Source organism: Nocardiopsis valliformis DSM 45023 (genome assembly GCF_000340985.1).
GTDB lineage: Bacteria > Actinomycetota > Actinomycetes > Streptosporangiales > Streptosporangiaceae > Nocardiopsis > Nocardiopsis exhalans.
The window spans coordinates 432,771-457,133 of the sequence record NZ_ANAZ01000004.1 but is presented as its reverse complement, the minus strand read 5'-3'; the positions used below and the strand labels follow the sequence as shown (position 1 = coordinate 457,133).

Sequence of the window (24,363 nt, the reverse complement as noted above, 5' to 3'; positions counted from 1 at the left end):
AGACATCCCGAGGACATCGCCGCGGGAACACCGCCCCCGCCCCGGTCGGTTCGACCGGATACGGGATCACCTGACCGGATCGGAAGGCACCACCATGACCACAGACGCCGACACACTGCGCGAACTCATCGACTCCGGCGCACTCATCGGCGGACTGGGCCAGACCATGGGCATCGAGATCACCGAGGCCTCCACCGAACGCGTCGTGGGCCGCATGCCGGTCGAAGGCAACCGCCAGCCCTTCGGGCTCCTGCACGGCGGCGCCTCCTGCGTCCTCGCCGAGTCCCTCGGATCCATCGGCTCCACCATCCACGCCCAGCAGTTCGGCCGCATCGCCGTGGGCATCGAGATCAACGCGACCCACCACCGCTCCGCCACCGAAGGCCACGTCACCGGGGTAGCCACCCCCGTCCACCTGGGCCGCACCCTCGCCACCTGGGACATCACCATCACCGACGACAACGGCAAGAAAGTGTGCACCTCCCGACTGACCTGCATGCTGCGCGACGCACCCCAGTAACGCGACGCACCCTGACGGCAGCGCCCCAGCAGACACACCAACCCCACGGGCCCCGCACCCCGGACCCCGCGCACCAGCGCGACCGGAGGCGGGGCCCGTCGTCGTAAGCACGACCACCACCAGAAGTGAAGCCCGCCTAATGCCACAGCCCCAGACACCGACACTGGACAAACCAGCACGCCACGACGCCACACCATGACAACCAGCCACCAAGCACACCGACACGGTCAGAACACGTCCAACGAGCAGCCACACCACGGCTACAGACTCATAACAAGCAGAAGGCGACTGAGACGCAACACCCCCACAAGGCTTCCACTGACACCCGATACCTGATTAAGCTCCGCTAACGCACCTGATTAAGGCATGCCACACAACACGGGCATCAGGACGTACCAGCACCATCGCCACGGCTGTGCAGAACAGCCGGTTGAACGGAGTGACCACGATCATGGCAAGCAAGAAGGTCCTAGGACTCACTGCCGCAACCGCGGCCCTCGTGCTCGGGCTGACCGCATGTGGCAACGGTGACGGCGACAACGGCAGCAACGGCGGCGGGGAGGCCGGCGAAGAATTCACCTTCGGCATCCTCTACCCCCAGACCGGCGCCCTCGCCTTCCTCGGCCCGCCCCAGATCGAAGCCGCCAAGTACGCGATCTCCGAGATCAACGACGCCGGCGGCATCCTCGGCAACGACGTCCCGGCCATCGTCGAAGGCGACGAGGCCGGCGACGCCGCCCAGGCCAACCAGGCGGCCAACGACCTCGTCTCGGCCGACGTCAACGCCGTCATCGGCGCCGCGGCCTCCAGCATGACCCAGGCCAGCTACGACACCATCACCGCAGCCGAGATCGTCCAGTGCTCGGGCTCCAACACCGCACCCGACCTCACCGACATCGACGACGGCGGCTACTACTTCCGCACCGCGCCCAGCGACCTGCTCTCCGGACCGGTCCTGGCCCGCCAGATGATCGACGACAACCACGTCGACATCGCCATCGTCGCCCGCGCCGACGACTACGGCGACGGCTACCTCCGTGCTGTCGAGGAGGAGCTCGAAGCCCAGGGCGCCAACGTGGTCACCACGGAGAGCTACGACCCCGACGCCACCAACTTCGCCTCCGTGATCAACTCGGTCACCGGAGAGGACCCCGACGCGATCGCGCTGATCTCCTTCCAGGAGGGCGCCCAGGTCATGGCCGAGCTCATCGAGGCCGGCATCGGGGGCGACCAGCTCTACATCACCGACGGCCTCAACGACCCGGAGCTCGGTGAGACCGTCAACGAGGACGACCCCAGCGTCATCGACGGCGTCACCGGCGTCGCGCCCGGCGCGGACAACCCCGAGTTCAACGACGGCCTGCGTGACTTCGCCCCAGAGCTCGACGTCTTCCAGTTCGCCCCGCAGGTCTTCGACTGCGTCACCGCGATCGCGCTGGCCGCGGAGGCCGCCGGGTCCGTGAACGGCTCCGACTACGTCGAGCACCTGCCGGAGATCAGCCGCCCCGAGGGCACCGAGTGCTTCAGCTTCGCCGAATGCCGTGACCTCATCAACGACGGCGAGGACATCGACTACCAGGGCACCAGCGGCAACATCGACTTCGACGACAACGGCGACCCCACCGCCGCCACCTTCGAGGTCTTCCACTTCGGCGACGACGGCTACGAGACCCTCGGCTTCGAGGAGTACTCGGCGAACGAGTAACCGCCGACCACACCTAGCGCCGCACCCCACCTGAGAACACACGTTCCCCGGTAGGAGCCAACGCCAGCGACGCGCACCGTCCGGGGGTGCGGGGACAACACCCCGCACCCCCGGACTCATCAGTACCCCGAACGCCCCCACACCGGCACGGCCGCACACCCGCGCGCCGTGCCTAGCCGTATATACCCTCCGCTCCAACGGTGACGGCCACCACACCCCCGCACAGCGCCAGCGCCCCACGACCCCAGACACCGGCCGCACCCCCGCCACCCGAACGGACCACCGCCATGCCGACCCACAAAACCCTGACCCTGTCCGCAGCAGCCCTCAGCCTCGCCCTCACCCTCACCGCCTGCGGCGAAGGCCTCGACCTGGGCAACGACGACGACACCGCGTTCACCTACGGCCTCCTCTACCCCCAAACCGGTGCCCTCGCCTTCCTCGCCCCACCCCAGATAGCCGCCGTCGACTACGCCATCGACGAAATCAACAAAGCCGGCGGCATCCTCGGCAACGAGGTCCCCCCACCCATCCAAGCCGACGAGGCCGGCGACGCCGCCCAGGCCAACCAGGCAGCCAACAACCTCGTCTCCGACAACGTCAACGCCGTCATCGGCGCCGCCGCCTCCGCCATGACCCAGGCCAGCTACGACACCATCACCGGCGCACAAATCGTCCAGTGCTCGGGCTCCAACACCTCACCCGACCTCAGCGACATCGACGACGGCGGCTACTACTTCCGCACCGCACCCAGCGACCTGCTCGCCGGACCCGTCCTCGCCCAGAAGATCCTCGACGACAACCACGCCGACGTCGCACTCATCGCCCGCGCCGACGACTACGGCAACGGCTACCTCAACGCCGTCCAAGCCGAGCTCGACGCCCTGGGCGCCAACGTCGTCCTCACCGAGACCTACGACCCCGACGCCACCAACTTCGGCGCCGTCATCACCGCCGCAGTCACCGCAGAAGCCGACGCCGTCGCCCTCATCTCCTTCCAAGAGGGCACACAGCTCATGGCCGCACTGATCGAAAGCGGCATCGAAAGCCAGTTCTACCTCACCGACGGTCTCAACGACCCCGACCTCGGCCAAACCATCGGGGTCGCCTCACCCGACGCCATCACCGGCACCACCGGCATCGCCCCCAGCGCCGACAACCCCGAGTTCAACGAAGGCCTGCGCGAGTTCGACCCCAGCCTGGAGGTCTTCCAGTTCGCGCCGCACATCTTCGACTGCGTCACCACGATCGCCCTGGCAGCCGAATCAGCCGGATCCACCGAACCCACCGTCTACGTCGAGCACATCGCCGAGGTCAGCCGCCCCAACGGCACCGAATGCACCACCTTCGCCGCCTGCCGCGACCTCATCAACGACGGCCAGGCCATCGACTACCAGGGCACCAGCGGCAACATCGACTTCGACGACAACGGCGACCCCACCGCCGCCACCTTCGAAGTCTTCCACTTCGGCCCCGACGGCTACGAAATCCTCGACTACATCGAGTACACCAACGGCTGACCCACCCCAAGCCCGACGCCGGCGCCCCACACCGGCCCCAGAACAACCGAAGGGGGCGGGACCCGCAACGGGTCCCGCCCCCTTCACACGCCCGGATCAGCCCTTCGCAAGCGTCCCCAGGTACAACTCGATCACGTTCGGATCGTTCAACAGGTCCCGACCCGAACCCGTGTACGCGTTCCGGCCCTGGTCCAACACATAACCGCGGTCACAGATCTGCAGACAACGCCGCGCGTTCTGCTCCACCATGATCACCGAAACACCCGTGGAGTTGACCTCCTTGACCCGCTGGAAGACCTCCTCCTGGTAGATCGGCGACAACCCCGCGGTCGGCTCGTCCAACAGCAGCACCGACGGGTCCATCATCAGCGCCCGGCCCATGGCCACCATCTGACGCTCACCACCCGACAGCGACCCCGCCTTCGCCCGACGCCGGTCCGCCAGCAGCGGGAACAGACCCGCCACCACACCGAACCGCTCATTGAACGTCCGCGGCCGCAGGAAAGCCCCCATCTGGAGGTTCTCCTCAATCGTCAACGACGGGAACACGTTGCGCGTCTGCGGGACATAACCCACACCCCGCTCCACCAACGAGTGCGCCGCCAACCCCGCGATACTCGAACCCCGCAGCGTCAGAGAACCCCCACGAACCGGAAGCAACCCGAAGATCGTCTTGATCAGCGTCGACTTGCCGGCACCGTTCGGACCAATGATCGCCACGACCTCACCCTCGGTGAGAGTCAGGGTGCACCCGTTCAGGATGTTCACCCCCGGCACGTAACCGGCCACCACGTCCTTGGCCAACAGCAGGTAGTCCTCCGGACCACCCACCTCCAAGGACTCCGCCATCGCATGCTCCAAGAGCTCCTCACGGTGCTCCTGAACGACCACGGCCTCCTCCGCCTCCACCGGAATCTCCTCCGGCTCCGGGCGCAGGCTCCCGTTCTCCTCAGTCATCGCCACTCCCCTGGGCCTCGCCCTCGACGTCCTGGGCACCCAGGTAGGCGTCGATCACCTGCTGGTTGGACCGGATGTCCGAAGGCCGACCCTCCGCGATCACCCGCCCCTGAGCCAACACCACGATCCAGTCACTGATCCCCATGATCACGTCCATGTCGTGCTCGACGAACAGCACCGTCTTGCCCTCATCACGCAACGACGTGATGTGGTGCAGCAGCGACTGCACCAACGCCGGGTTCACACCCGCCATCGGCTCGTCCAGCATGATCATGCTCGGATCGGTCATCAGCGCACGAGCCATCTCCAACAGCTTGCGCTGACCACCCGACAACGAACCCGCCATGTCCTGGCGCTTGTCGATCAGCTTGAACCGCTCCAGCAGCTCCATCGCCTTGACGGTGTTGGCCTTCTCCTGACGACCCCACACCGGGCGAAGGAACGCACCGGCCATCCGCTCACCCGTCTGACCCGGAGCACCCAACAACATGTTGTCGAGCACCGTCATCCGCGTCAGCGCCTTGGTCAGCTGGAACGTCCGCACCATCCCGGCCCGCGCCACCTGGTGACCGCTCTTGCCGTTGATCTGCTTGCCCTCGAACGACCAGCGGCCGCCATCGACCCGGTCGAAACCGGTCAACAGGTTGAACAGCGTCGACTTACCGGCACCGTTCGGACCGATCAACGCCGTGATCGTCCCCCGCTGCACCTCCAGGTGCTTCACGTCCACGGCGGTCAGACCACCGAACGAACGCTTCACCCCGTCAGCGATCAGAATCGGATCCGACTTCACCGAACCCGGCTCCGGAACCGCCCCGACCATCCGGTCGACCTCGACACCCGCCCCGGAGGCGTTCACCTCGTCACTTGACATTGATCAACATCTCCTTGCGGTCACCGATCAGACCCTGCGGCCGGAAGACGATCAACAGCACCAGCATCACACCGACGAACGCCAGCTGGATGGCACCGAAGTCCGGACCCGACAGGAACGGCAGATAACCCTCGGCACCCAGACCCCGCAGGAACCTGTCCGTGAAGGTCATCAGGAACCAGAACGCCATCGAACCGACGATCGGACCGAACACACGGCCCGCACCACCCAGCAGCAGGATCACCCACAGGAAGAACGTCACCTGCGGCTTGAACTGGTCCGGCTGGATCGCACCCTGGTGCACCGCCATCAGACAGCCCGCCAGCGCACCGATCACGCCGCCCAGGACCAGCACCTGCATCTTGTAGGCGAACACGTTCTTACCGAGGCTGCGCACCGCCTCCTCGTCCTCACGGATGCCCTTCACCACACGGCCCCACGGGCTGTGCATCAGCAGCCAAGTCAGCAACGCCGTCAACGCCACCAGACCCCACGCCACCGCCATCAACCACATGTGGTTACCGCTGAACGAGAACGCGCCGATCCCGTACCGCTCACCCGGATCGAAGATCAGGTTCCACGTACGGAACTCACCCGACAGGTTCTGCAACCCGTACACACCGTTGGTCAGCGGCTCCGCGAACCCGGCCCGGTACACCAGCCGCAGCACCTCGGCCGCGGCGATCGTCGTGATCGCCAGATAGTCCGCACGCAACCTCAGCGTCGGAATACCCAACAACAGCGCCAACACCACCGCACAGGCCACACCCAGCGCGAACCCGACCAGCAACGGCAGCTCGAACACCGCCACGCTGATACCCACGCCATAGGCGCCCACCAGCATGAACCCGACCTGACCGAAGTTCAGCAACCCCGTGTAACCGAAGTGCAGGTTCAGTCCGATCGCGGCCAGCGCGTAGATCGCGGCCACCGGTCCCACCGCGGATCGGGCGGACTCGGCGAGGATCAAGAAAATATCCATCGTCTACCTCTCCTAGCCGACCCGCTCGCGCCGACCGAGCAGACCCTGGGGCCTGATCAGCAGCATGAGGATCATCAGGGCCAGAGCCCACGCTTGCATGAGCTGTGTGGGGAACCACAAGGTGGACAGCATCGCCACCAGGCCGACCGCGAGACCGCCGACCATCGCACCGTAGGCCGTGCCCAGACCACCCAGGATCACCGCGGCGAACATCAGCAGCAGCAGACGGAAGCCCATCTCGTAGTCCACGACCTGGTTCAGGCCGAAGAGCACACCGCCCAGGGACGCCAAACCGCCGCCGAGGAACCACACGTACAGCGTGACCCGGTCCACGTCGATACCCGACGACTCCGCCAGGTCCCGGTTGTCCGAGACCGCGCGCATCGCCTTGCCGATACGGGTGAACTGCAGCAGGCAGGCCACCAACACCAGGACCGCGACCGCGACCGCCATGATCACCAGGTCACGCGGGGGCATCGAGATCGGCCCGAAGTGCACCATCTCCTGCACCTGGTAACCGGAGTAACGCGTCCGGTTGGCCCCGAAGAGCACCAGGATCACGTGCCGCAGGATCAGCGCCAGACCGATCGAGACAATGAACATCTGGATCAGGGCCACGTTGCGCTTACGCAGCGGCCGCCACAGGTAGCGCTCCATCGTGCCGCCCAGGACACCGCCCATGATCACCGCGATACCCGCGGCCACCCACAGCGGCACCCGCCAGCCGAGGTCATCACCCAGCACGCCAAACAGCGTCGCCAGGGCGATACCGCCGAAGACCGCCGACCACTGGATGACGATCAGCGTCGTCCGGTTGAGCTTGCCCTCCATGAAGGCGCCCAGCAGGATCGCGACCCCCAGACCGGCGAAGATCGCCAGCAGGGAGTTGCCCAGCCCCGCGGCACCGGTACTGAACAGCAGCGCCATCATCGCACCGAAGGTGACCATGTCACCGTGCGAGAAGTTGATGACCTGCGTCGTACCGAAGATCAGTGAGAGGCCGATCGCGGAGATCGCGATGACCAGGCCGAACAGCACACCGGCCGCGGCGAGCTGCACGAAGCGCTCACCGAAACCGCCGCTGACGCCCTCGACCGCGACGACGTCCTCCTCGGACGCCTCGTCATCCTCCGTCGCCTCGTCGTCGGGCGAGGGAGAACTCTCGTCCTGCCCAGCTGATGCACCGGGGCTCTCCAACACGATGAGGACGCGCCGCTGTTCGTTGGGGTCGACCTCCACCTCGGCCACACCATCGACGACGAGACTCGTCTCGCGTACGGCGAACTCGCTGGGGACGGACTCCTGGTCCAGTACTACGCGGTAGTCACCCGGTTCGGGCAACTCCACTTCCCAAATTCCATCAGAGTCGGTTTCCACCGCATCGATCTCGTCCTCACCCTGGAAGACCGTGATCAGGATGCCTTCGACACCCTGGTCCCGGTCGTCCGGCTGACCGATCTGACCGTGCAGCGACTCACCGCCCTGTTCGTCTGCCGTCGCCACTGCCCCGGGAATCACCAGGAATGCGGTGATCAGGGCGAGCAACACGGTCACGAGGCGTGTGCGCACGCGCGCTCCTTGCGCATCTGAGGTCGGCAGCACCGAATGCTCGCATTCGGCCGCCGCTGTCCTTTAGCTGTTCGGTGCGGTGAGTTTAGCCCGGTTTAGGCTGGTCATTCAGCATCGCTTAAGCCACGTGACCCAACCGTCACCCCATTGTGCGCAAACGAGACCAAACCGGTACAGGATCCGCGTTGAACCTGAACAACCGTCTAGCTTCCAACGCCGCAACCTGCCGATCTGTAGGTTTTCTCCGCGTGGCGCCCCCGAGAACACAAGCAGGGGCCGTACCCGGTCGGGTACGGCCCCTGCTTCAGTACTTCTCGGTTCGGCCGGTTAGCCCTGCTGTCCGCCGAGCGTCTCGACGACGGTCTCGGCGACCTTGCGCATGGTCAGGCGCCGGTCCATGGAGTTCTTCTGGATCCACCTGAACGCCTCGGGCTCGCTCATCCCGTGGCGGCTCTGCAACAGTCCCTTGGCCTGCTCGACGAGCTTGCGCGTCTCGAGCCGATCCGTGAGGCTGCTGACCTCCGCCTCCAACGCCGCCAGTTCGGCGTAACGGGAGGTCGCCATCTCGATCGCCGGCACCAGGTCCGACTTGCTGAAGGGCTTGACCAGATAGGCCATGGCCCCGGCCTCCCGCGCCCGCTCGACCAGCTCGCGCTGCGAGAAGGCCGTCAGGATCACGACCGGGGCGATGCGCTCCCCCGCGATCCGCTCAGCGGCGGAAAGGCCGTCCAGCACCGGCATCTTGATGTCGGTGATCACCAGGTCGGGCCTCAGCTCCTGGGCAAGCCGAATAGCGGCCTCACCATCGCCTGCCTCCCCGACGACGGCGTAACCGTCCTCCTCGAGCATCTCCTTGAGATCCAGGCGGATCAGGGCCTCGTCTTCCGCGATCACCACACGGCTCTGCATCCTCGTCACGTACACGAGGTTACCGAGATCCGCTAGTATGCTGTGCGTCGGCCCCGGCAATGCTGGTCAATCGTGACTTCACCGTTGACGGACCGCCACCAAAACCGAACACCTGCCAAGATGTCCGACTTGGCACACCTTGCCCCGATATTCCAACGGCAGAGAAGGCGCCCTCAAAAGGCGCACAGTGTGGGTTCGAATCCCACTCGGGGTACCAGAGCCACCCTCACGGGTGGCTTTTTTGCTGCTCAGAGGACCTCTCCCCCGAAAATGTCCGAAGCGTGAGCAACCATGCACCCTATGTACTCACGCACGATCGTTGACGAGACCTTCCAGCTCAAAGCCCAAGGTCTGACTGATAGGGAGATCGCTGCCCGCTGCGGTGTCTCCATATACGCAGTTAGGCACTGGCGCTACGGCCGCCGCCGGAACCCCGAGACCGAGGCCCGCCGCGCGGACCGCACCATGTACTGCCCGAAGTGCTCGGACGGAAAGCTGAATCACGAGGCATACGCCTACCTTCTCGGCGCTTACCTCGGAGATGGGCACATCACCCTCGGCAGGCGCGATGTCTACGTGCTGTGGATCCACTACGACAACAAGTACCCGCAGCTGATCAGCTACTGCACGGCCGCGATGGAGGCCGTCTTCCCGATCAAGTCCTTCAAAGCCAAGCGGCCAGGCAGCGTAGCGATCAAGGGTGCCTCCAAGCACTGGCCGTGCATCTTCCCCCAGCACGGCCCTGGACACAAGCACTCGCGGTCGATCGTTTTGGAGCCCTGGCAGCAGGAGATCGCTGATGAGCAGTCCGAAGCCCTCATACGCGGGTTCATTCACTCTGATGGATGCCGAGCCATCAACCGAATACCCAAGCGGCGACCGGACGGTGGAGCGACCCACTACGAGTACCCGCGCTACCACTTCACCAACACGTCGACGGACATCATCGAAATCTTCACTCGTGCCCTGGATCGGCTGGGCATCGCTTGGAAGATCCACGTCAACAAGCGGGAGCTCCCCCTTCGGAACGCCCAAATCGTGTCCATCTCCCGCAAGGATGCAGTGGCCAAGATGGAACGCATCGTCGGGCCCAAGTACTGAGTCAGTTGGCGCGGAGGTGGTCTCTGAGGGTGCGGGCGGCGCGGCCGATGAGGGCTTCGGCAGCGGGCTGTTGGCGGGCGGGGACCTGGGACGCGGTGAGGGCGGCGATGGCGTAGGCCTCGCCGCTCTTGTGTTCGACGACGCCGACTTCGTGGCGGTGGTTGAGGACGGTGCCGGTCTTGGAGGACCAGGTGCTGGCGTCGGTGTCGAACTCGGGGGCGAGGCGGTGGCGGATGAGGTTGTCGGCCATGAGGGCCCGTAGGCGGGCGGCGGTGTCGGGGTGGATGGTGGTGGGTTTCCAGAGGGCTTGGAGGAGGTCGACGTGGGCCCGGGCGGTGCCGGAGTTGGCCAGGGTGACGTCGAGTTGGGGGATGCGGTGGCCGTGTCCGGCGGTCTGGGCCTGGATGGCGAGGGTGTGGGCGAGGTGGGTTTCGTCGGGCGCGAGGCGTTCGGCGGGGGTCTCGTTGAGGTCGCGGATGCGGTGGCGGACGGTGATGCCGTGGATGTGGTGTTGGTGGAGGGTCTGGGTGACGTGGGCGGGCGGGGTGAGGTCGAAGAGGGCGTCGGCGGCGACGTTGTCGCTGAGGGACATGGCGAGGTGGAGGAGGTCGTCGATGGCGATGGTCGTGGGGTGTCGGAATCGGCCGAGGCCGGTGGGGCCGAGGGTGGGGCCGTCGGGCTTGATGTGGAGGGGGGTGGCGCCGTCGAGTTCGCCTTGTCGGATGCGTTGGAGGGTGGCCAGGGCGAGGGGGATTTTGACGAGGGAGGCGGTGGCGTAGGGGGTGTCGGGGTTGATGCCGATTTCGTGGCCGGTGTTGAGGTCGCGGATGAGGAGGGAGGCGTGGAGTCCGGCTTGGTCGAGTTCGGTGTGGAGTCGTTGGGTGATCACGGGGTGGGTGCTCCGAGGCAGTGGGCGACGTGGGTGTGGAGGTGGGTGCGGAGGGTTTCGGCTTGTTCTCCGGTGGCGGTGTAGGTGCGGGTGGGTTGGGTTTCTCCGAGGGGGCGCCAGTGGAGGTTGAGGTCTTCGGCTTGGCGGGGTGAGCAGAGGAGGAGGTCGTGGGTGGTGAGGATTTCGGCGGTGGCGGTGGTGAGGGTGGTGGCGTGGGTGATCTGGGTGGGGTGGAGGCCGATGCTGTCGCCGGTGTGGGTGAGGGGGTCGCGGATGTGGGGTGTGTCGTCTTCGGGTTGGATCCAGACGCGGCGGGGCGGGGTGGTGTCGTTTCGGTGGGGTCTGAGTGTTTCGAGGTAGTGGGTGTTGGCGTGGGGTGGGTGGTGGGTGGCCAGGCCGAGGGGGACGGTCCAGTGGGCCTGGTCGGGTGGGACGGCGGTGATGGCGGTGCGGACTTGTCTGGTGTGGAGGAGTTCGTCGCGTTGGGCGGGTGGGGCGGGGTGGGGGTCGAGGTGGAGGTCGTGTCGGCGGGCTTGGGCGGTGAGGTGGGCGAGGTCGTGGGTGGTGCAGGTGGTGGGGACGGCGATGCGTAGGGGGGTGTGGCGGGCTTGGGCGGCGTCGTGTTCGAGGGTGTGGGCGAGGTGGACGAGGCGTCGTGCGGTGGGGAGGACGGCGTGGCCGAACTGGGTGAGGGTGGGGTTTCGTGTGGTGCGGTCGAAGAGGGGTGCGCCGAGGTGTTTTTCGAGGGCGGCGATGCGGCGGCTGGCGACGGGTTGGGGGATGCGGGCGGCTGCGGCGCCGTGGGTGAAGCTGCCGCGGTCGCTGACGTGGATGAAGGCGGTGCAGGCTCCGACGAGGTCCATGTGCTGAGGTTATGTCGAATGTGCATGGGTGTGGCTGTTTGTGTCTTGGACAGCATGGTTGGTGGGTGGTGAGACTGCGGGGGCGGGCTGGTTGTGGCTCGTGGTCTCTTCTTCACGGGGGTTGTTGTGCGTAGTTCGGTGTGGCGTGGGTTTGTGGCGTCGGTTGCTTTGGTGCCGTTGGTGGGGTGTGGTGCGGCGGAGGCCGGCGGGGGTGCTTCTTCGGGTGGTACGCCGTCGGAGGCTCCGGCCGGGGTGGATTATGTGGCGGAGTTCGGGGCTCTTGAGGAGGAGTTCGACGCCCGGTTGGGGGTGTACGCGTTGGACACGGGTTCGGGTGAGGAGGTCGCGTTCCGGGCGAATGAGCGGTTCGCTTTCCTGTCGACGTTCAAGGCCCTGTTGGCGGGGGTGGTGTTGTCGGAGAACTCGTTGGAGGAGATGGAGCGGGTGGTGGAGTACGGGGAGGAGGATCTGGTGGATCACTCTCCGGTGACGGAGGAGAACGTGGGTTCGGGGATGTCGCTGTTGGAGTTGAGTGACGCGACGGTGCGCTACAGCGACAACGCGGCGGCGAACCTGTTGCTGGCGGAGGTCGGTGGTCCGGAGGGGTTCGGGGAGGCCCTGGTGGAGTTGGCCGGTGACGAGGTGACCAACCCGGTGCGGTGGGAGACCGAGTTGAACGATGTGGGTCCGGGTGAGGAGAGGGACACCAGCACTCCGGAGGCTCTGGCGGGGAGTCTGGAGGCGTTCACGTTGGGGGACGTGTTGCAGGAGGACCGTCGTGAGGTGTTGGTGGACCTGTTGGTGCGGAACACGACGGGGGATGAGCTGATCCGTGCGGGTGTGCCGCAGGGGTGGGTCGTGGGTGACAAGACGGGCGGCGCTGGCGGGATGCGCAACGACATCGGCGTGGTGTGGCCGGAGGGTGGTGACCCGATCGTCGTGGCTGTGTTGACGAGCCGTAACGAGGAGGGGGCTGAGTTCGACAACGCGCTGGTCGCGGAGGCCACCGAGGTGGTGGTGGAGGCGCTGGGTTAGCGGGTTTTCGGCGGGTGTGGCGGGGGTTCTGGTCAGTGCGGGACAGACTGGCCAGAACCTCTGTAACTACCCGACCCTTTCGACCCCAAATAGGTCTTTTGTCACTTTATGTAGGCGCAAGCGGGCTGAACCGGTCACATCACGGCCACAACCTGAGTACAACCCGTCGGTTCGGTCGCCTGTGAGGTGCCGCGTACCTGATCCTTGATGGCACAAAGCCCTGTCAGGAGGGGCTCGGTGCGAGAGAGGGGCGACGGTTGTTGACCGCGGTGGCCGGGGTGATCGGCGCGCTGGTGATCGGGGCCTGGGTCGTGGTGGCCTGGGGGTCCCGGCGGCGGCAGCCGTGGCTGTTGACCCCGGTGGCGCTGACGGCGGTCCTGCTGGTCGCCGTGGATCTTCCTGGCTGGTCGTTCCTGCCGTTGGTGGCGTTGGCGGCCGGTTCCTTCGCCGAATTGGTGGTGGGTGCGCGTGAGTCGCCCGCGATCCGGACCAAGGACCCCGAGGCCCCATTGAGCACGGAGCGGTGGGCCGCCGCGGTGGCGGCCCCGTTCCGGGTGGCGTTGGCCGAACCGTGGGACGTGGTGGCCCGCCCGAGCCTGCGGCGGCGTTACCAGCGGATGCTGGAGCGCCAGTGGTCGGTGGTGGACCGGGAGTCGCTGCTGGCGGCGGTGAACGCGCTACTGACCGATCTGCACGCGGGGCCGAGCCTGGACCTGGCGGTGGACCTGCGGGCGGGGACGGCGCGTTCGCGGCTGCCTTCGGACCAGGGCGGTGAGGTCACCGGTGAGACGGTGCGGCTGTCCGCGGAGCAGGTGGCCCGGCTGCGTGCCGTCACGGGTGTGTCCGAGGGCGACGAGACGGTGATCATCGGCGCCTACCAGTGGTGGAAGTCGGTGCACGTCATCCGGTTGGTCTGCGGTGGGGCGACGTTGGACTGGCTGAGTCCGGTGGAGACGCAGACGCTATTGCGCCGGGTGGCGTCGGATCTGCAGCGCCGTTATTCGTCGTGGGGTCAGCTGTCCACGGCTTTCCACGCCGGTTACCTGTTGTGGCCGGACAAGGGTGTGGACGGCGACGAGGTGGCGGATGACCGTCCGGACGCGGACCGGGTGTGGGTGGCGCTGGGTCTGTTGGACGAGGACCCGAAGAGCCCGTGGAACCTGCTTCCGTGGGACATGCCGTTGGAGCGGGTGACGTTCGAGGGCGGGGTCTCCTCCAACCAGGAGTAGAGACCGCTTCTGCTCCCCGGCGGGGGAAGTGTGCGGAGGTCCCTTCGGAGGCCGTAGGGGGCGTCTGGCGCTCGTAGGGACCCTCCCCCGGCCCCTCCCCTGCTTTCTCGCCCCTTGCGCTCTCACCCTTTGCGCTCCCTGGGAACGACATTGGCCGCACCGGTCGGCCCGGAGAGGTCGGCGCGGCTCAGTACGCCTTCCTCCGGGCCGGACCTGATGCGGCCCGTCATCGGCGCCCCGGCTCAGGGCGCCTGTTCACGCGTCAGCTGGTTCAGCTGTTGCCGAGGGCGACGGCGTCGCCGAGTCGGTGGACGCGCAGGGAGTTGGTGGAACCAGTGGTTCCGGGCGGGCTGCCGGCGACGATGACGACCTTGTCACCCTTGTGGTAGTCACCGAGCTGGAGCAGTTCGCTCTCGACCTGGCGGACCATGTCGTCGGTGTTGTCGACCCAGGGGACCAGGTTGCTCTCGGTGCCCCAGGTCAGGGAGAGCGTGCCCCGGGTGTTGGCCTCGGTGGTGAAGGCCAGGAGCGGGATGGGTGAGCGGTAGCGGGCCAGGCGCCTGGCGGTCTCACCGGACATGGTGAAGGCGACCAGGGCCTTGGCGCCGACGGTGGCGCCGATCTCGGCCGCGGCGCGGGCGATGGCTCCGCCGGTGGTTTCGGGTACCCGGTTGAGGATGTGCGAGGCGCGCAGGGATTCCTGCTCGGCGGCGCTGACGATGCGTGCCATGGTCTCGACGGTCTCGATGGGGTACTTGCCGACGCTGGTTTCGCCGGAGAGCATGACGGCGTCGGCACCGTCGAGGACGGCGTTGGCGACGTCGGAGGCCTCGGCGCGGGTGGGCCGGGGTGCGCTGATCATGGATTCGAGCATCTGCGTGGCGACGATGACCGGTTTGGCCTTGTCGCGGCAGCGTTCGACGGCGCGCTTTTGGACCATCGGGACGTTTTCCAGGGGCAGTTCGACGCCGAGGTCGCCGCGGGCGACCATGACGCCGTCGAAGACCTCGATGATGTCCTGGAGGCGCTCGACCGCCTGGGGCTTTTCGATTTTGGCGATGAGGGGGACGGTGATGCCCTCCTCGTCCATGATGCGGTGGCACTCTTCGGCGTCTGCGGGGCTGCGGACGAAGGAGAGGGCGACCATGTCGACGCCTTGGTGCAGGGCCCAGCGCAGGTCGTCCTCGTCCTTTTGGGTGAGGGCGGGGACGCTGACGGCGACTCCGGGGAGGTTGAGTCCCTTGTGGTTGGAGACGGTGCCGCCGAAGATGGCGCGGGTGTGGACGTCGGTGCTGGTGGTTTTGGTGCATTCCAGCACGACGCGGCCGTCGTCGATGAGGACGCGGTCGCCGGGGCGGACGTCGTTGGTGAGCCCCTTGTAGGTGGTGGAGACGCGTGTTTTGGTGCCGGGCACGTCTTCGATGGTGATGGTGAACTCGTCGCCGGCTTCGAGTTCGACGGGTCCGTCGGGGAAGGTTCCCACGCGGATTTTGGGTCCTTGGAGGTCGGCGAGGACCCCCACTGCTCGGTTGGCGCCCTCAGCGGCCTGCCTGAGGTTGGCCAGGCTGGCGCTGTGGTCGTCGTGGGTTCCGTGGCTGAGATTGAGTCGTGCGACGTCCAGGCCGGCGTCCACGAGTTGCCGGAGTGTTTCCAGGCTCGAGGTGGCGGGGCCAAGGGTCGCAACGATTTTTGCTCGACGTGTCACGAGTATCACTTTAGAGCGTCTGGGGGATGGAGTGGTCTAAACCAGGTTGCGAATGCACGTATGTGAGGTGGAGTCGGGGCGAACGTGGTGACCCTGGGTGAGGGGTGTTGGATGTGGGGCGTGGTCGGTGGCTGGCGTTTCGTGTTCGTTGAAGGGGTTCCTGTGTTCGATCGTTCTGTGGTGGTGTCCTCTCTGGAGTCGGAAATCGCGGCTTTGCAGGGGTTTTTGCTGGGTTTGTCGGATTCCGAGGTGGTGTTGCCGACGCGGTGCGCGCCGTGGGACGTGGCGGCGCTGTCGGTACACACGGTGGGTTCGCTGAACCAGGTGTTGGTGGCTTTGGACGGAAGTTCGCCCGAAATTTCGGACGGGCTGGTGTCCGCGGCGAAGTACTACGTGCCGGAGGTGCGCTTCTCCCCCGAGGTGAACACGGCTCGCGTGGACAGTGCGATGGAGCGGGCGGCGCGGCGTTCGGATGCGGCGGAGCCGGGGCGAGTGCTGGGGGAGACCTGGCGCACGCTGACCGAGCGGTTGGCCGAACAGCCGGCGGAGCGGACGATAGTGACGCGGCACGGTGACCCGATGTTGCTGACGGACTACCTGGTGACCCGAGTGGTGGAGTTGTCGCTGCACGGTCTGGATCTGGCGGACGCACTGGGCAGGCAGCCGTGGACGACGGATGCCGCCCTGGATGTGGTTCACGAGGTGTTGTTCGGCGCGGCGGACCGGGAGGCGGTGGAGAAGGTGCTGCCGGGGGTCTTCGGAGCCGGTGCGCTGAGCGCGGTGCGGGTGGTGACGGGCCGGGCGCCGGAGCGGCTGGAGCGCGAAGTGCTGGAGGGCGCGGGCGTGCGCGCCCTGGCCCTGGGCTGATCCCCGCACACAGGACCACGGTTTTCCTGTGATCTTGCCACCAGGAGCGCTGTACCACCTCAACCCAAGGGGCCGAACTCGTTTCTGGTAGCAAGATCACCGCGGATGGCGGCTCAGTCGGCGCGGCGCGGGCTCGGCAGGTCCGGCTGGACGCGGCTGTAGGTGCGCAGGATGCGCAGGCGCTGGATGGTCCGCATACCCTCGCGTTCAAGGGTGGCGGTGGTGTCCCAGTGGTCCCAGCAGGCTTCCCAGCCGCCGTCTGCGCGTTGCTGGTTCTCGAAGGCCTCGAGGTTGCGTTCGATCTCGGCGTCGCTGAAGAGCGGGCGGGCGATGTGGTCGGGGTGGCAGGCGAGGTCGAGCGGCGTGTGGACGTGTCCGGTGGTTCGCGGGTGGACGTCGAAGACGGCGCGGATCATGTGGGCGATGTGGTTCATCGTGCTGACGGCGCGGGCGCGGTCGGGGACGTACTGCAAGAAGGCGCAGATGCCGATGGCTTCGTGCGGGTCGGTCCAGTTGAGACTGTCGATGTGCTTCCAGCAGTAGGCGGTGGCGCGGTCGCGCCAGGGGTGGGTGATGTTGCTCTTGTGGAGCAGGCCGGTGATCATCGCGGTGATGTCGAGGCGGCTGTCGAAGTCGTCGGTCTTCTGGTACCAGGGGGCGGCTTCGGTGTAGCGGACGTTGGGCAGGACGGGTGGCAGGCCGCCGTCGTCGTTGCTGATCGAGGTGAGGTAGCGGCAGACGCCTAGGCCGATGTCCTCGGGGATGGGTCCGAGTTCGTCCAGGTACTGCAGGGCGATCTCGGTGGCGGCGGGTTGGCTGGCGTGGCCGCGCAGGTCGGGGTCGAGGGCGTTGCCGTAGCCGCCGTCGAGGTTGCGGTGGGCGGCCAGGGCTGCGCGTACGGGTTGGTCCGGTCCGGCTTGGAAGTGGTAGGCGAAGCGGTGCCGGTCCACCAGCCGGGCGCTGCGCATGACGAAGTGGTCGGCCGCGAGGTAAGAGTCCCAGGTCACTACGGTCATGTTTCGACGGTAGGTGTCGGTGGGCTGGGCGTGAATAGCGTGGCCGGGATCCATCCGCGATTTTTACGCGCGGTTCCCTGCCGTCTTGCGTTTTCGTTGTAGGTAGAGGGCTCCGGCCCAGGAGGCGACCACGCTGAGGGCGACGAGGAGCTGGGCTGTGAGCAGGTGTTCGGTGGGGTAGATGACGCCGGTGAGGTAGTGCTCGATGAAGCCTTCGGGTGGGAGTCCGGCTTGTCCGGCCTGTTCGCGGCCCCAGTTCTCGACGTGGGTGAGGGGGCAGTCCCAGCCGATGACGGTGATGCCGAGGCCGTAGAGGGCGCAGGCGAGGTGGGGCCAGATCATGGGGGGCCAGCGCCAGGAGAGGTAACCACCGAGTGCGACGTAGAGGAGGAAGGCCAGGTGGAGGACCATGGCCCCTTCGCCGATGATGCGGTAGACCATGCGTTGATCGTAGGACGCACAGCGGGTGCGGGGTAGCCCCCGCACCCGCTGTGTTTTCGTTGTTCGGTTGTGCCTGTGGTCGCCGGTTGCCCGGAGGTGCCCGTTAGACGAGCGGGCGCTCGGTGGGCGGGATGGCCACGGGCAGGGTGGTGTCCTGGGTGAGGTAGCGGTCCACGCCGGCGGCGGCGGAGCGGCCCTCGGCGATGGCCCAGACGATGAGCGACTGGCCTCGGCCCATGTCGCCGGCGCAGAAGACGCCGTCGACGGTGGTCTTGTAGTCGTTGTCGCGGACCACGTTGCCGCGGCCGTCGAGTTCGACGCCGAGCTGGTCGAGCATGCCCTCCTTCTCGGGGCCGACGAAGCCCATGGCGAGGGTGACCAGGTCGGCGGGGATCTCGCGTTCGGTGCCCTCGACCGGTTCGAAGCCGTTCGGGCCGCGCTTGACCTCGACGAGCTGGAGGGCGCGGACGTTGCCGTCCTCGTCGCCCAGGAACTCCAGGGTGTTGACGGAGTAGATCCGCTTGCCGCCCTCCTCGTGGGCGCTGGTGACCTTGTACAGCATCGGCATGGTGGGCCAGGGTTGGTGGTCGGGGCGCTTGGCGGGGGGCTTGGGCATGATCTCGAGCTGGGTGACCGAGGCGGCGCCCTGGCGGTGGGCGGTGCCGACGCAGTCGGCGCCGGTGTCGCCGCCGCCGATGACGACGACGTGCTTGCCTTCGGCGTGGATGGGGGCGCGGTCCAGGTCGCCCTCCTGCACCTGGTTGGCCAGGGGCAGGTACTCCATGGCCTGGTAGATGCCCTTGAGTTCGCGGCCGGTTGCGGGCAGGTCGCGCCACTTGGTGGCGCCGCCGGTGAGGACGACGGCGTCGTTGTCGGCCTTGAGCTGGTCGACGGTGAGGTCGACGCCGATGTTGACGCCGGTGCGGAAGGTGGTGCCTTCGGCGCTCATCTGGGCGAGGCGGCGGTCGATGTGCCGCTTCTCCATCTTGAACTCGGGGATGCCGTAGCGGAGCAGGCCGCCGATGCGTTCGGCGCGCTCGTAGACGGTGACGTCGTGTCCGGCGCGGGTGAGCTGCTGTGCGGCGGCCAGGCCGGCGGGGCCGGAGCCGACGACGGCGACCTTCTTGCCGGTGCGGTGGGTGGGCGGCAGGGGCTTGACCCAGCCTTCCTCCCACGCGCGGTCGATGATGGAGACCTCGACGTTCTTGATGGTGACGGCGGGCTGGTTGATGCCGAGCACGCAGGCCGATTCGCAGGGCGCCGGGCAGAGGCGGCCGGTGAATTCGGGGAAGTTGTTGGTGGCGTGCAGCCGTTCGATCGCCTCGGCCCAGTCGTGGGTGTAGACGAGGTTGTTCCACTCGGGGATGAGGTTGCCGAGGGGGCATCCGTTGTGGCAGAAGGGAATGCCGCAGTCCATGCAGCGTGAGGCCTGCTTGGTGACGGTTCCTCGGTCGAAGTCCTCGTGGACCTCGCGCCAGTCCTGGATGCGGACGTCGACGGGGCGGTGCTTGGGGAGCTCGCGCTCGGTGATCTTCAGGAAACCCTTGGGGTCAGCCATGGTTCTTCCTCCTTTCGTGTGCTGACTTCAGGACTGTGCGGAGGCCATGACGGCCTCGTTGACGTCGCGTCCTTCGCGTTCGGCTTCGGCCTGGGCGAGCAGGACGCGCTTGAAGTCGCGCGGCATGACCTTGGCGATGCGGTCGAGGCCCTTGTCGCCCTGGGCCAGGAGGCGTTCGGCGACGGTGGAGCCGGTCAGGGCGTGGTGGCGGCTGAGTGCGTCGGTGAGGAATTCGCGGTCCTCATCGGTGAGCTCCTCGATGTTGACCATTTCGCCGTTGACGCGTTCGGTGTCCAGGTCCAGGACGTAGGCGATGCCTCCGGACATGCCGGCGGCGAAGTTGCGTCCGGTGCGGCCGAGGATGACGGCGCGGCCGCCGGTCATGTACTCGCAGCCGTGGTCGCCGATGCCTTCGACGACGGCGAGGGCGCCGGAGTTGCGGACGCAGAAGCGTTCGCCGACGATGCCGCGGAGGAAGATCTCTCCGGAGGTGGCGCCGTAGCCGATGACGTTTCCGGCGATGATGTGGTCCTCGGCGACCAGGGTGGAGCTTTCGGCGGGGCGGACGATGACGCGGCCGCCGGAGAGGCCCTTGCCGACGTAGTCGTTGGCGTCGCCGGACAGGCGCAGGGTGATGCCCTTGGGTACGAAGGCGCCGAAGGACTGTCCCGCGGATCCGGTGAAGGATACGTCGATGGTGTCGTCGGGCAGGCCGGTGGCGCCGTAGCGCTTGGTGACCTCGTGGCCGAGCATGGTGCCGACGGTGCGGTTGACGTTGCGGACCGGGAGTTCGAGCTTGACCGGCTGGCCGAAGTCGAGTGCGCCCTCGCTGAGCTGGATGAGGGTGTTGTCCAGGGCCTTTTCGAGGCCGTGTTCCTGGCCGCGGCGGTGGGCGCGGTGGTCGCCGGCGATGGGTTCGACCTCGTGCAGGATGGGCGACAGGTCTAGGCCTTGGGCCTTCCAGTGGTCGACGGCGTCGGCGGTGTCGAGCAGGTCGACGGAGCCGATGGCCTCGTCGAGGCTGCGGAAGCCGAGCTGGGCGAGGTACTCGCGGACTTCCTGAGCGATGAACTCGAAGAAGTTGACGACGTACTCGGCCTTGCCGGAGAACCGCTCCCGGAGGGCGGGGTTCTGGGTGGCCACACCCACGGGGCAGGTGTCGAGGTGGCAGACGCGCATCATGACGCAGCCGGAGACGACGAGGGGTGCGGTGGCGAAACCGAACTCTTCGGCGCCGAGCAGCGCGGCGACGAGGACGTCGCGGCCGGTCTTCATCTGGCCGTCGGCCTGGACGACGATGCGGTCGCGCAGGCCGTTGAGCAGGAGGGTCTGCTGGGTTTCGGCGAGGCCGAGCTCCCAGGGGGTGCCCGCGTGCTTGAGCGAGTTGAGCGGCGAGGCGCCGGTGCCCCCGTCGTGGCCGGAGATGAGGACGACGTCGGCGTGCGCCTTGGACACACCGGTGGCGACGGTGCCCACGCCCGCTTCGGAGACCAGCTTGACGTGGACCCGTGCGGCGGGGTTCGCGTTCTTGAGGTCGTGGATGAGCTGGGCGAGGTCCTCGATGGAGTAGATGTCGTGGTGGGGCGGCGGCGAGATGAGGCCGACGCCGGGGGTGGAGTGGCGGGTCTGCGCCACCCACGGGTAGACCTTGTGGCCGGGCAGCTGGCCGCCCTCGCCGGGCTTGGCGCCCTGGGCCATCTTGATCTGGATGTCGTCGGCGTTGCTGAGGTAGTGCGAGGTGACGCCGAAGCGGCCGGAGGCCACCTGCTTGATGGCGCTGCGGCGCAGGTCGCCGTTGGCGTCGGGGGTGAAGCGTGCGGGGTCCTCGCCGCCCTCGCCGGTGTTGGACTTACCGCCGAGGCGGTTCATCGCGATGGCGAGGGTCTCGTGGGCCTCGGCGGAGATGGAGCCGTAGGACATGGCGCCGGTGGAGAAGCGCTTGACGATCTCCGAGACGGGTTCGACCTCGTCGATGGGGACGGGCTCGCGCACGCCCTCCTTGAGGCGGAAGAGTCCGCGCAGGGTCATGAGCTTCTCGGCCTGGTCGTCGACCTTGCTCGTGTACTCCTTGAAGATCTCGTACTTGCGGCTCCGGGTGGAGTGCTGGAGCTTGAAGACCGTCTCGGGGTTGAACAGGTGCGGTTCGCCCTCGCGGCGCCACTGGTACTCGCCGCCGACCTCGAGGCGCCGGTGGGCGTTGGGGGTGGCGGTGTGGGCGCGGCGGTGGCGGATGGCGACCTCTTCGGCGAGGACGTCGAAGCCGACGCCGCCCAGGCGGGAGGTGGTGCCGGTGAAGCAGCGGTCGATGACGTCCTGGCCCAGGCCAAGGGCCTCGAAGATCTGGGCGCCGGTGTAGGAGCTGACCGTGGACACGCCGATCTTGGACATGATCTTCAGGACGCTCTTGCCGAACGCCTTGACGACGTTGGCGACGGCCTGGTCGGCTTCGATGCCGCCGATGACACCGCGCTCGACGAGGTCGCGGACGGTCTCCAGGGCCAGGTACGGGTTGACCGCGGAGGCGCCGTAGCCGACAAGGAGGGCGACGTGGTGGGCTTCGCGCACGTCGCCGGCCTCGACGAGCAGGCCGACTTCGGTGCGGGCCTTCTCGCGGACCAGGTGGTGGTGGACCGATCCGGTGAGCAGCAGTGACGGGACGGGGGCGCGGCCGGAGTCGGCGGCGCGGTCGCTGAGGACGAGGATGTGGGCGCCGTCGGCGATGGCCGCGGAGACCTCGGTGTTGATCTCGTCCAGGCGGTCGGACAGGGCGTCGCCGCCGCCGTCGACGGGGTAGGTGCCGTCGACGGTGAAGGTCTTCAGGGCGGGGTTGGTCTGTCCGGCGGCGACGATGGCGGCGAGCTGGGCCTGGTCGACGACCGGGGTGGGCAGCACGAGCCGCTGGGTGTCGCCGGGAGCTGCGTCCAGGATGTTGTGCTCGGCGCCCAGGAGCGTGGAGAGGCTGGTGACCATTTCCTCGCGGATGGCGTCCAGCGGCGGGTTGGTGACCTGCGCGAAGTTCTGCGAGAAGTAGTCGAAGAGCTGGCGCGAGCGGTCGGACAGGGCGGCCACCGGGGTGTCGGTGCCCATGGAGCCGATCGGCTCGGCGCCGGTGCGGGCCATCGGGGTGAGGAGGATGCGGAGCTCTTCCTCGGTGTAGCCGAAGACCTGCTGGGCGAGGTTGAGTTCGGTGACCGGGGTGGGCTCGGCCTCGGGGAGGTCGTTCAGGCGCAGGACGCCGGAGTCGATCCACTCCTGGTAGGGGTGTTCGGCGGCGAGTTCGGCCTTGATCTCCTCGTCCTCGATGATCCGCCCCTGGGCGGTGTCGACGACGAAGATACGGCCGGGCTGCAGGCGGCCCTTGCGCACGACGGTGGCGGGGTCGATGTCCAGGACGCCGGCTTCGGAGGCCAGGACGACGAGGCCGTCGTCGGTGACCCAGTAGCGGCCGGGGCGCAGGCCGTTGCGGTCCAGGACGGAGCCGACGAGGGTGCCGTCGGTGAAGGACACCGAGGCGGGGCCGTCCCAGGGCTCCATGAGCGTGGAGTGGTACTCGTAGAAGGCCCGGACGGCCGGGTCCATCTCGGTGTGGTTCTCCCAGGGCTCCGGGATCATCATCAGGACCGCGTGCGGCAGGGAGCGGCCGCCGAGGTGGAGGAGTTCCAGGGCGTCGTCGAAGGACGCGGTGTCGGAGTCGTCGGGGTCGACGATGGGGAAGATGCGGTTCAGGTCGCCGGGGATGAGGTCGCTGGCGAGCTTGGCCTCGCGCGAGCGCATCATGTTCCGGTTGCCCTTGACCGTGTTGATCTCGCCGTTGTGCGCCACGAAGCGGAACGGGTGGGCGAGCGGCCAGGACGGGAAGGTGTTGGTGGAGAACCGGGAGTGGACCAGGGCCAGACCGGAGGCGTAGCGGCGGTCGGACAGGTCCGGGAAGAACGGCTCCAGCTGCGGGGTGGTGAGCATGCCCTTGTAGGCGATGGTGCGCGGGGACAGGCTCGGGAAGTAGACGTCGGTCTCGTGCTCGGCGCGCTTGCGGACGCAGTAGGCGTGGCGCTCGAGGTCGATTCCGGCGAGGCCCTCGGTGGGGGTGCCCTCGGTACCGGTGATGAAGATCTGCCCGAAGTAGGGCATGACCTCGCGGGCGGCGGGGCCGCTGTACTGGGGCTCGAAGGGTACCTCGCGCCAGCCGAGGAGGGTCAGGCCCTCGTCGGTGACGATGGTGTTGATCTTCTCCACGGCGGCGGCGCGCTCGGCGGCGTCGGAGGGGAGGAAGCCGATGCCGGTGGCGTAGGTGCCGGCTTCGGGGAGCGGGAAGTCGCAGACCTCGGTGTAGAGCTCGTGCGGAACCTGGGTGAGGATGCCCGCGCCGTCGCCGTCGTCGGGGTCGGCGCCGGAGGCGCCGCGGTGGTCCAGGTTGCGCAGTACGGTGAGCGCCTTCTGCACGATGTCGTGACTGCGACGTCCAGTGAGGTCGGCCACGAAGCCCACACCGCAGGCGTCGTGCTCGAAGGTGGGGTCGTACAGGCCCTGGGGTGTGGCGGTTGCGTTCGTTCGGACGGACGAACGCCGCACGTTTCCAGCAGGCATCTACCCTCCTGTCGTCTTAGATCGGCTTCGTGAAAAGCG

Annotated in this window: 19 protein-coding genes and 1 tRNA gene; 8 read left to right on the top strand and 12 right to left on the bottom strand. The window is 67.4% G+C overall.

The genetic code is table 11. The annotated features are described in order from the left end of the window. The first annotated feature begins 94 nt into the window (after positions 1 to 94). From D457_RS0106645 to D457_RS0106635, 3 genes are all read left to right on the top strand, one after another. Positions 95 to 520, top strand: a complete 426-nt coding sequence (locus D457_RS0106645) for a PaaI family thioesterase (RefSeq protein WP_017579865.1) — start codon at positions 95 to 97, stop codon at positions 518 to 520. A gap of 451 nt (positions 521 to 971) precedes the next feature. After that, the gene (locus D457_RS0106640; protein WP_039831035.1) at positions 972 to 2,225 is read left to right on the top strand and encodes an ABC transporter substrate-binding protein; all 1,254 of its coding nucleotides are present in this window, start codon (positions 972 to 974) and stop codon (positions 2,223 to 2,225) included. Positions 2,226 to 2,512: 287 nt separating this feature from the next. Then, positions 2,513 to 3,745, top strand: coding sequence for an ABC transporter substrate-binding protein (locus D457_RS0106635; RefSeq protein WP_017579863.1), 1,233 nt, complete (start codon positions 2,513 to 2,515; stop codon positions 3,743 to 3,745). 96 nt (positions 3,746 to 3,841) lie between these two features. Here the strand turns inward: D457_RS0106635 and D457_RS0106630 are convergent, their stop codons facing one another. The 5 genes from D457_RS0106630 to D457_RS0106610 form a co-directional block, all read right to left on the bottom strand. Continuing rightward, entirely contained in the window at positions 3,842 to 4,702 is an 861-nt protein-coding gene (locus tag D457_RS0106630; RefSeq protein WP_026116402.1) for an ABC transporter ATP-binding protein, read from the bottom strand. Next, positions 4,695 to 5,576: an ABC transporter ATP-binding protein gene (locus D457_RS0106625; protein WP_017579861.1), complete on the bottom strand. Its 882-nt coding sequence runs from the start codon at positions 5,574 to 5,576 to the stop codon at positions 4,695 to 4,697. The genes D457_RS0106630 and D457_RS0106625 overlap by 8 nt, the downstream gene beginning before the upstream one ends. Next, positions 5,566 to 6,558 carry a branched-chain amino acid ABC transporter permease gene (locus D457_RS0106620; protein ID WP_017579860.1) on the bottom strand — a complete coding sequence of 331 codons (993 nt, stop codon included), beginning with the start codon at positions 6,556 to 6,558 and terminating at the stop codon, positions 5,566 to 5,568. The genes D457_RS0106625 and D457_RS0106620 overlap by 11 nt, the downstream gene beginning before the upstream one ends. A 12-nt stretch (positions 6,559 to 6,570) precedes the next feature. After that, a complete protein-coding gene (locus D457_RS0106615) occupies positions 6,571 to 8,127 on the bottom strand; it encodes a branched-chain amino acid ABC transporter permease (RefSeq protein ID WP_017579859.1) in 1,557 nt (518 codons plus the stop codon). Between the two features lie 327 nt (positions 8,128 to 8,454). Then, positions 8,455 to 9,024, bottom strand: coding sequence for an ANTAR domain-containing response regulator (locus D457_RS0106610; protein WP_017579858.1), 570 nt, complete (start codon positions 9,022 to 9,024; stop codon positions 8,455 to 8,457). A gap of 153 nt (positions 9,025 to 9,177) precedes the next feature. Here D457_RS0106610 and D457_RS0106605 point away from each other — a divergent pair. Beyond that, positions 9,178 to 9,253: transfer RNA gene (locus D457_RS0106605), tRNA-Leu, on the top strand. An 83-nt stretch (positions 9,254 to 9,336) separates the two neighbouring features. Next, positions 9,337 to 10,137, top strand: coding sequence for an LAGLIDADG family homing endonuclease (locus tag D457_RS0106600; protein ID WP_017579857.1), 801 nt, complete (start codon positions 9,337 to 9,339; stop codon positions 10,135 to 10,137). A gap of 1 nt (position 10,138) precedes the next feature. Here D457_RS0106600 and D457_RS0106595 read toward each other — a convergent pair whose 3' ends face one another. Both D457_RS0106595 and D457_RS0106590 read right to left on the bottom strand, forming a co-directional pair. Next, entirely contained in the window at positions 10,139 to 11,026 is an 888-nt protein-coding gene (locus D457_RS0106595) for a serine hydrolase (protein ID WP_017579856.1), read from the bottom strand. After that, a complete protein-coding gene (locus tag D457_RS0106590) occupies positions 11,023 to 11,889 on the bottom strand; it encodes a LysR family transcriptional regulator (RefSeq protein ID WP_017579855.1) in 867 nt (288 codons plus the stop codon). The genes D457_RS0106595 and D457_RS0106590 overlap by 4 nt, the downstream gene beginning before the upstream one ends. A gap of 126 nt (positions 11,890 to 12,015) precedes the next feature. On the opposite strand from D457_RS0106590, the gene bla reads away from it, so the two are divergent. Together bla and D457_RS0106580 are read left to right on the top strand one after the other, a co-directional pair. Continuing rightward, the gene (gene bla, locus D457_RS0106585) at positions 12,016 to 12,924 is read left to right on the top strand and encodes a class A beta-lactamase (RefSeq protein ID WP_026116401.1); all 909 of its coding nucleotides are present in this window, start codon (positions 12,016 to 12,018) and stop codon (positions 12,922 to 12,924) included. A gap of 257 nt (positions 12,925 to 13,181) precedes the next feature. Continuing rightward, on the top strand, positions 13,182 to 14,153 hold the full coding sequence (locus D457_RS0106580) for a DUF1266 domain-containing protein (protein ID WP_026116400.1): 972 nt from the start codon (positions 13,182 to 13,184) through the stop codon (positions 14,151 to 14,153). Positions 14,154 to 14,424: 271 nt separating this feature from the next. Here D457_RS0106580 and pyk read toward each other — a convergent pair whose 3' ends face one another. Further along, positions 14,425 to 15,858, bottom strand: a complete 1,434-nt coding sequence (pyk, locus tag D457_RS0106575) for a pyruvate kinase (RefSeq protein WP_026116399.1) — start codon at positions 15,856 to 15,858, stop codon at positions 14,425 to 14,427. Between the two features lie 111 nt (positions 15,859 to 15,969). On the opposite strand from pyk, the gene D457_RS0106570 reads away from it, so the two are divergent. After that, positions 15,970 to 16,725, top strand: coding sequence for a maleylpyruvate isomerase family mycothiol-dependent enzyme (locus D457_RS0106570; RefSeq protein ID WP_017579851.1), 756 nt, complete (start codon positions 15,970 to 15,972; stop codon positions 16,723 to 16,725). A gap of 113 nt (positions 16,726 to 16,838) precedes the next feature. Here the strand turns inward: D457_RS0106570 and D457_RS0106565 are convergent, their stop codons facing one another. The 4 genes from D457_RS0106565 to gltB all read right to left on the bottom strand — a co-directional run bounded on the left by D457_RS0106565 (position 16,839) and on the right by gltB (position 24,324). Then, complete coding sequence (locus D457_RS0106565) at positions 16,839 to 17,732, bottom strand: hypothetical protein (RefSeq protein WP_017579850.1); 894 nt, start codon at positions 17,730 to 17,732, stop codon at positions 16,839 to 16,841. Between the two features lie 72 nt (positions 17,733 to 17,804). Further along, positions 17,805 to 18,182: a DUF2784 domain-containing protein gene (locus D457_RS0106560; protein ID WP_017579849.1), complete on the bottom strand. Its 378-nt coding sequence runs from the start codon at positions 18,180 to 18,182 to the stop codon at positions 17,805 to 17,807. 103 nt (positions 18,183 to 18,285) lie between these two features. Beyond that, on the bottom strand, positions 18,286 to 19,740 hold the full coding sequence (locus D457_RS0106555) for a glutamate synthase subunit beta (RefSeq protein WP_017579848.1): 1,455 nt from the start codon (positions 19,738 to 19,740) through the stop codon (positions 18,286 to 18,288). A 27-nt stretch (positions 19,741 to 19,767) separates the two neighbouring features. Next, on the bottom strand, positions 19,768 to 24,324 hold the full coding sequence (gene gltB, locus D457_RS0106550; RefSeq protein WP_039831005.1) for a glutamate synthase large subunit: 4,557 nt from the start codon (positions 24,322 to 24,324) through the stop codon (positions 19,768 to 19,770). Between the last annotated feature and the right edge of the window lie 39 nt (positions 24,325 to 24,363).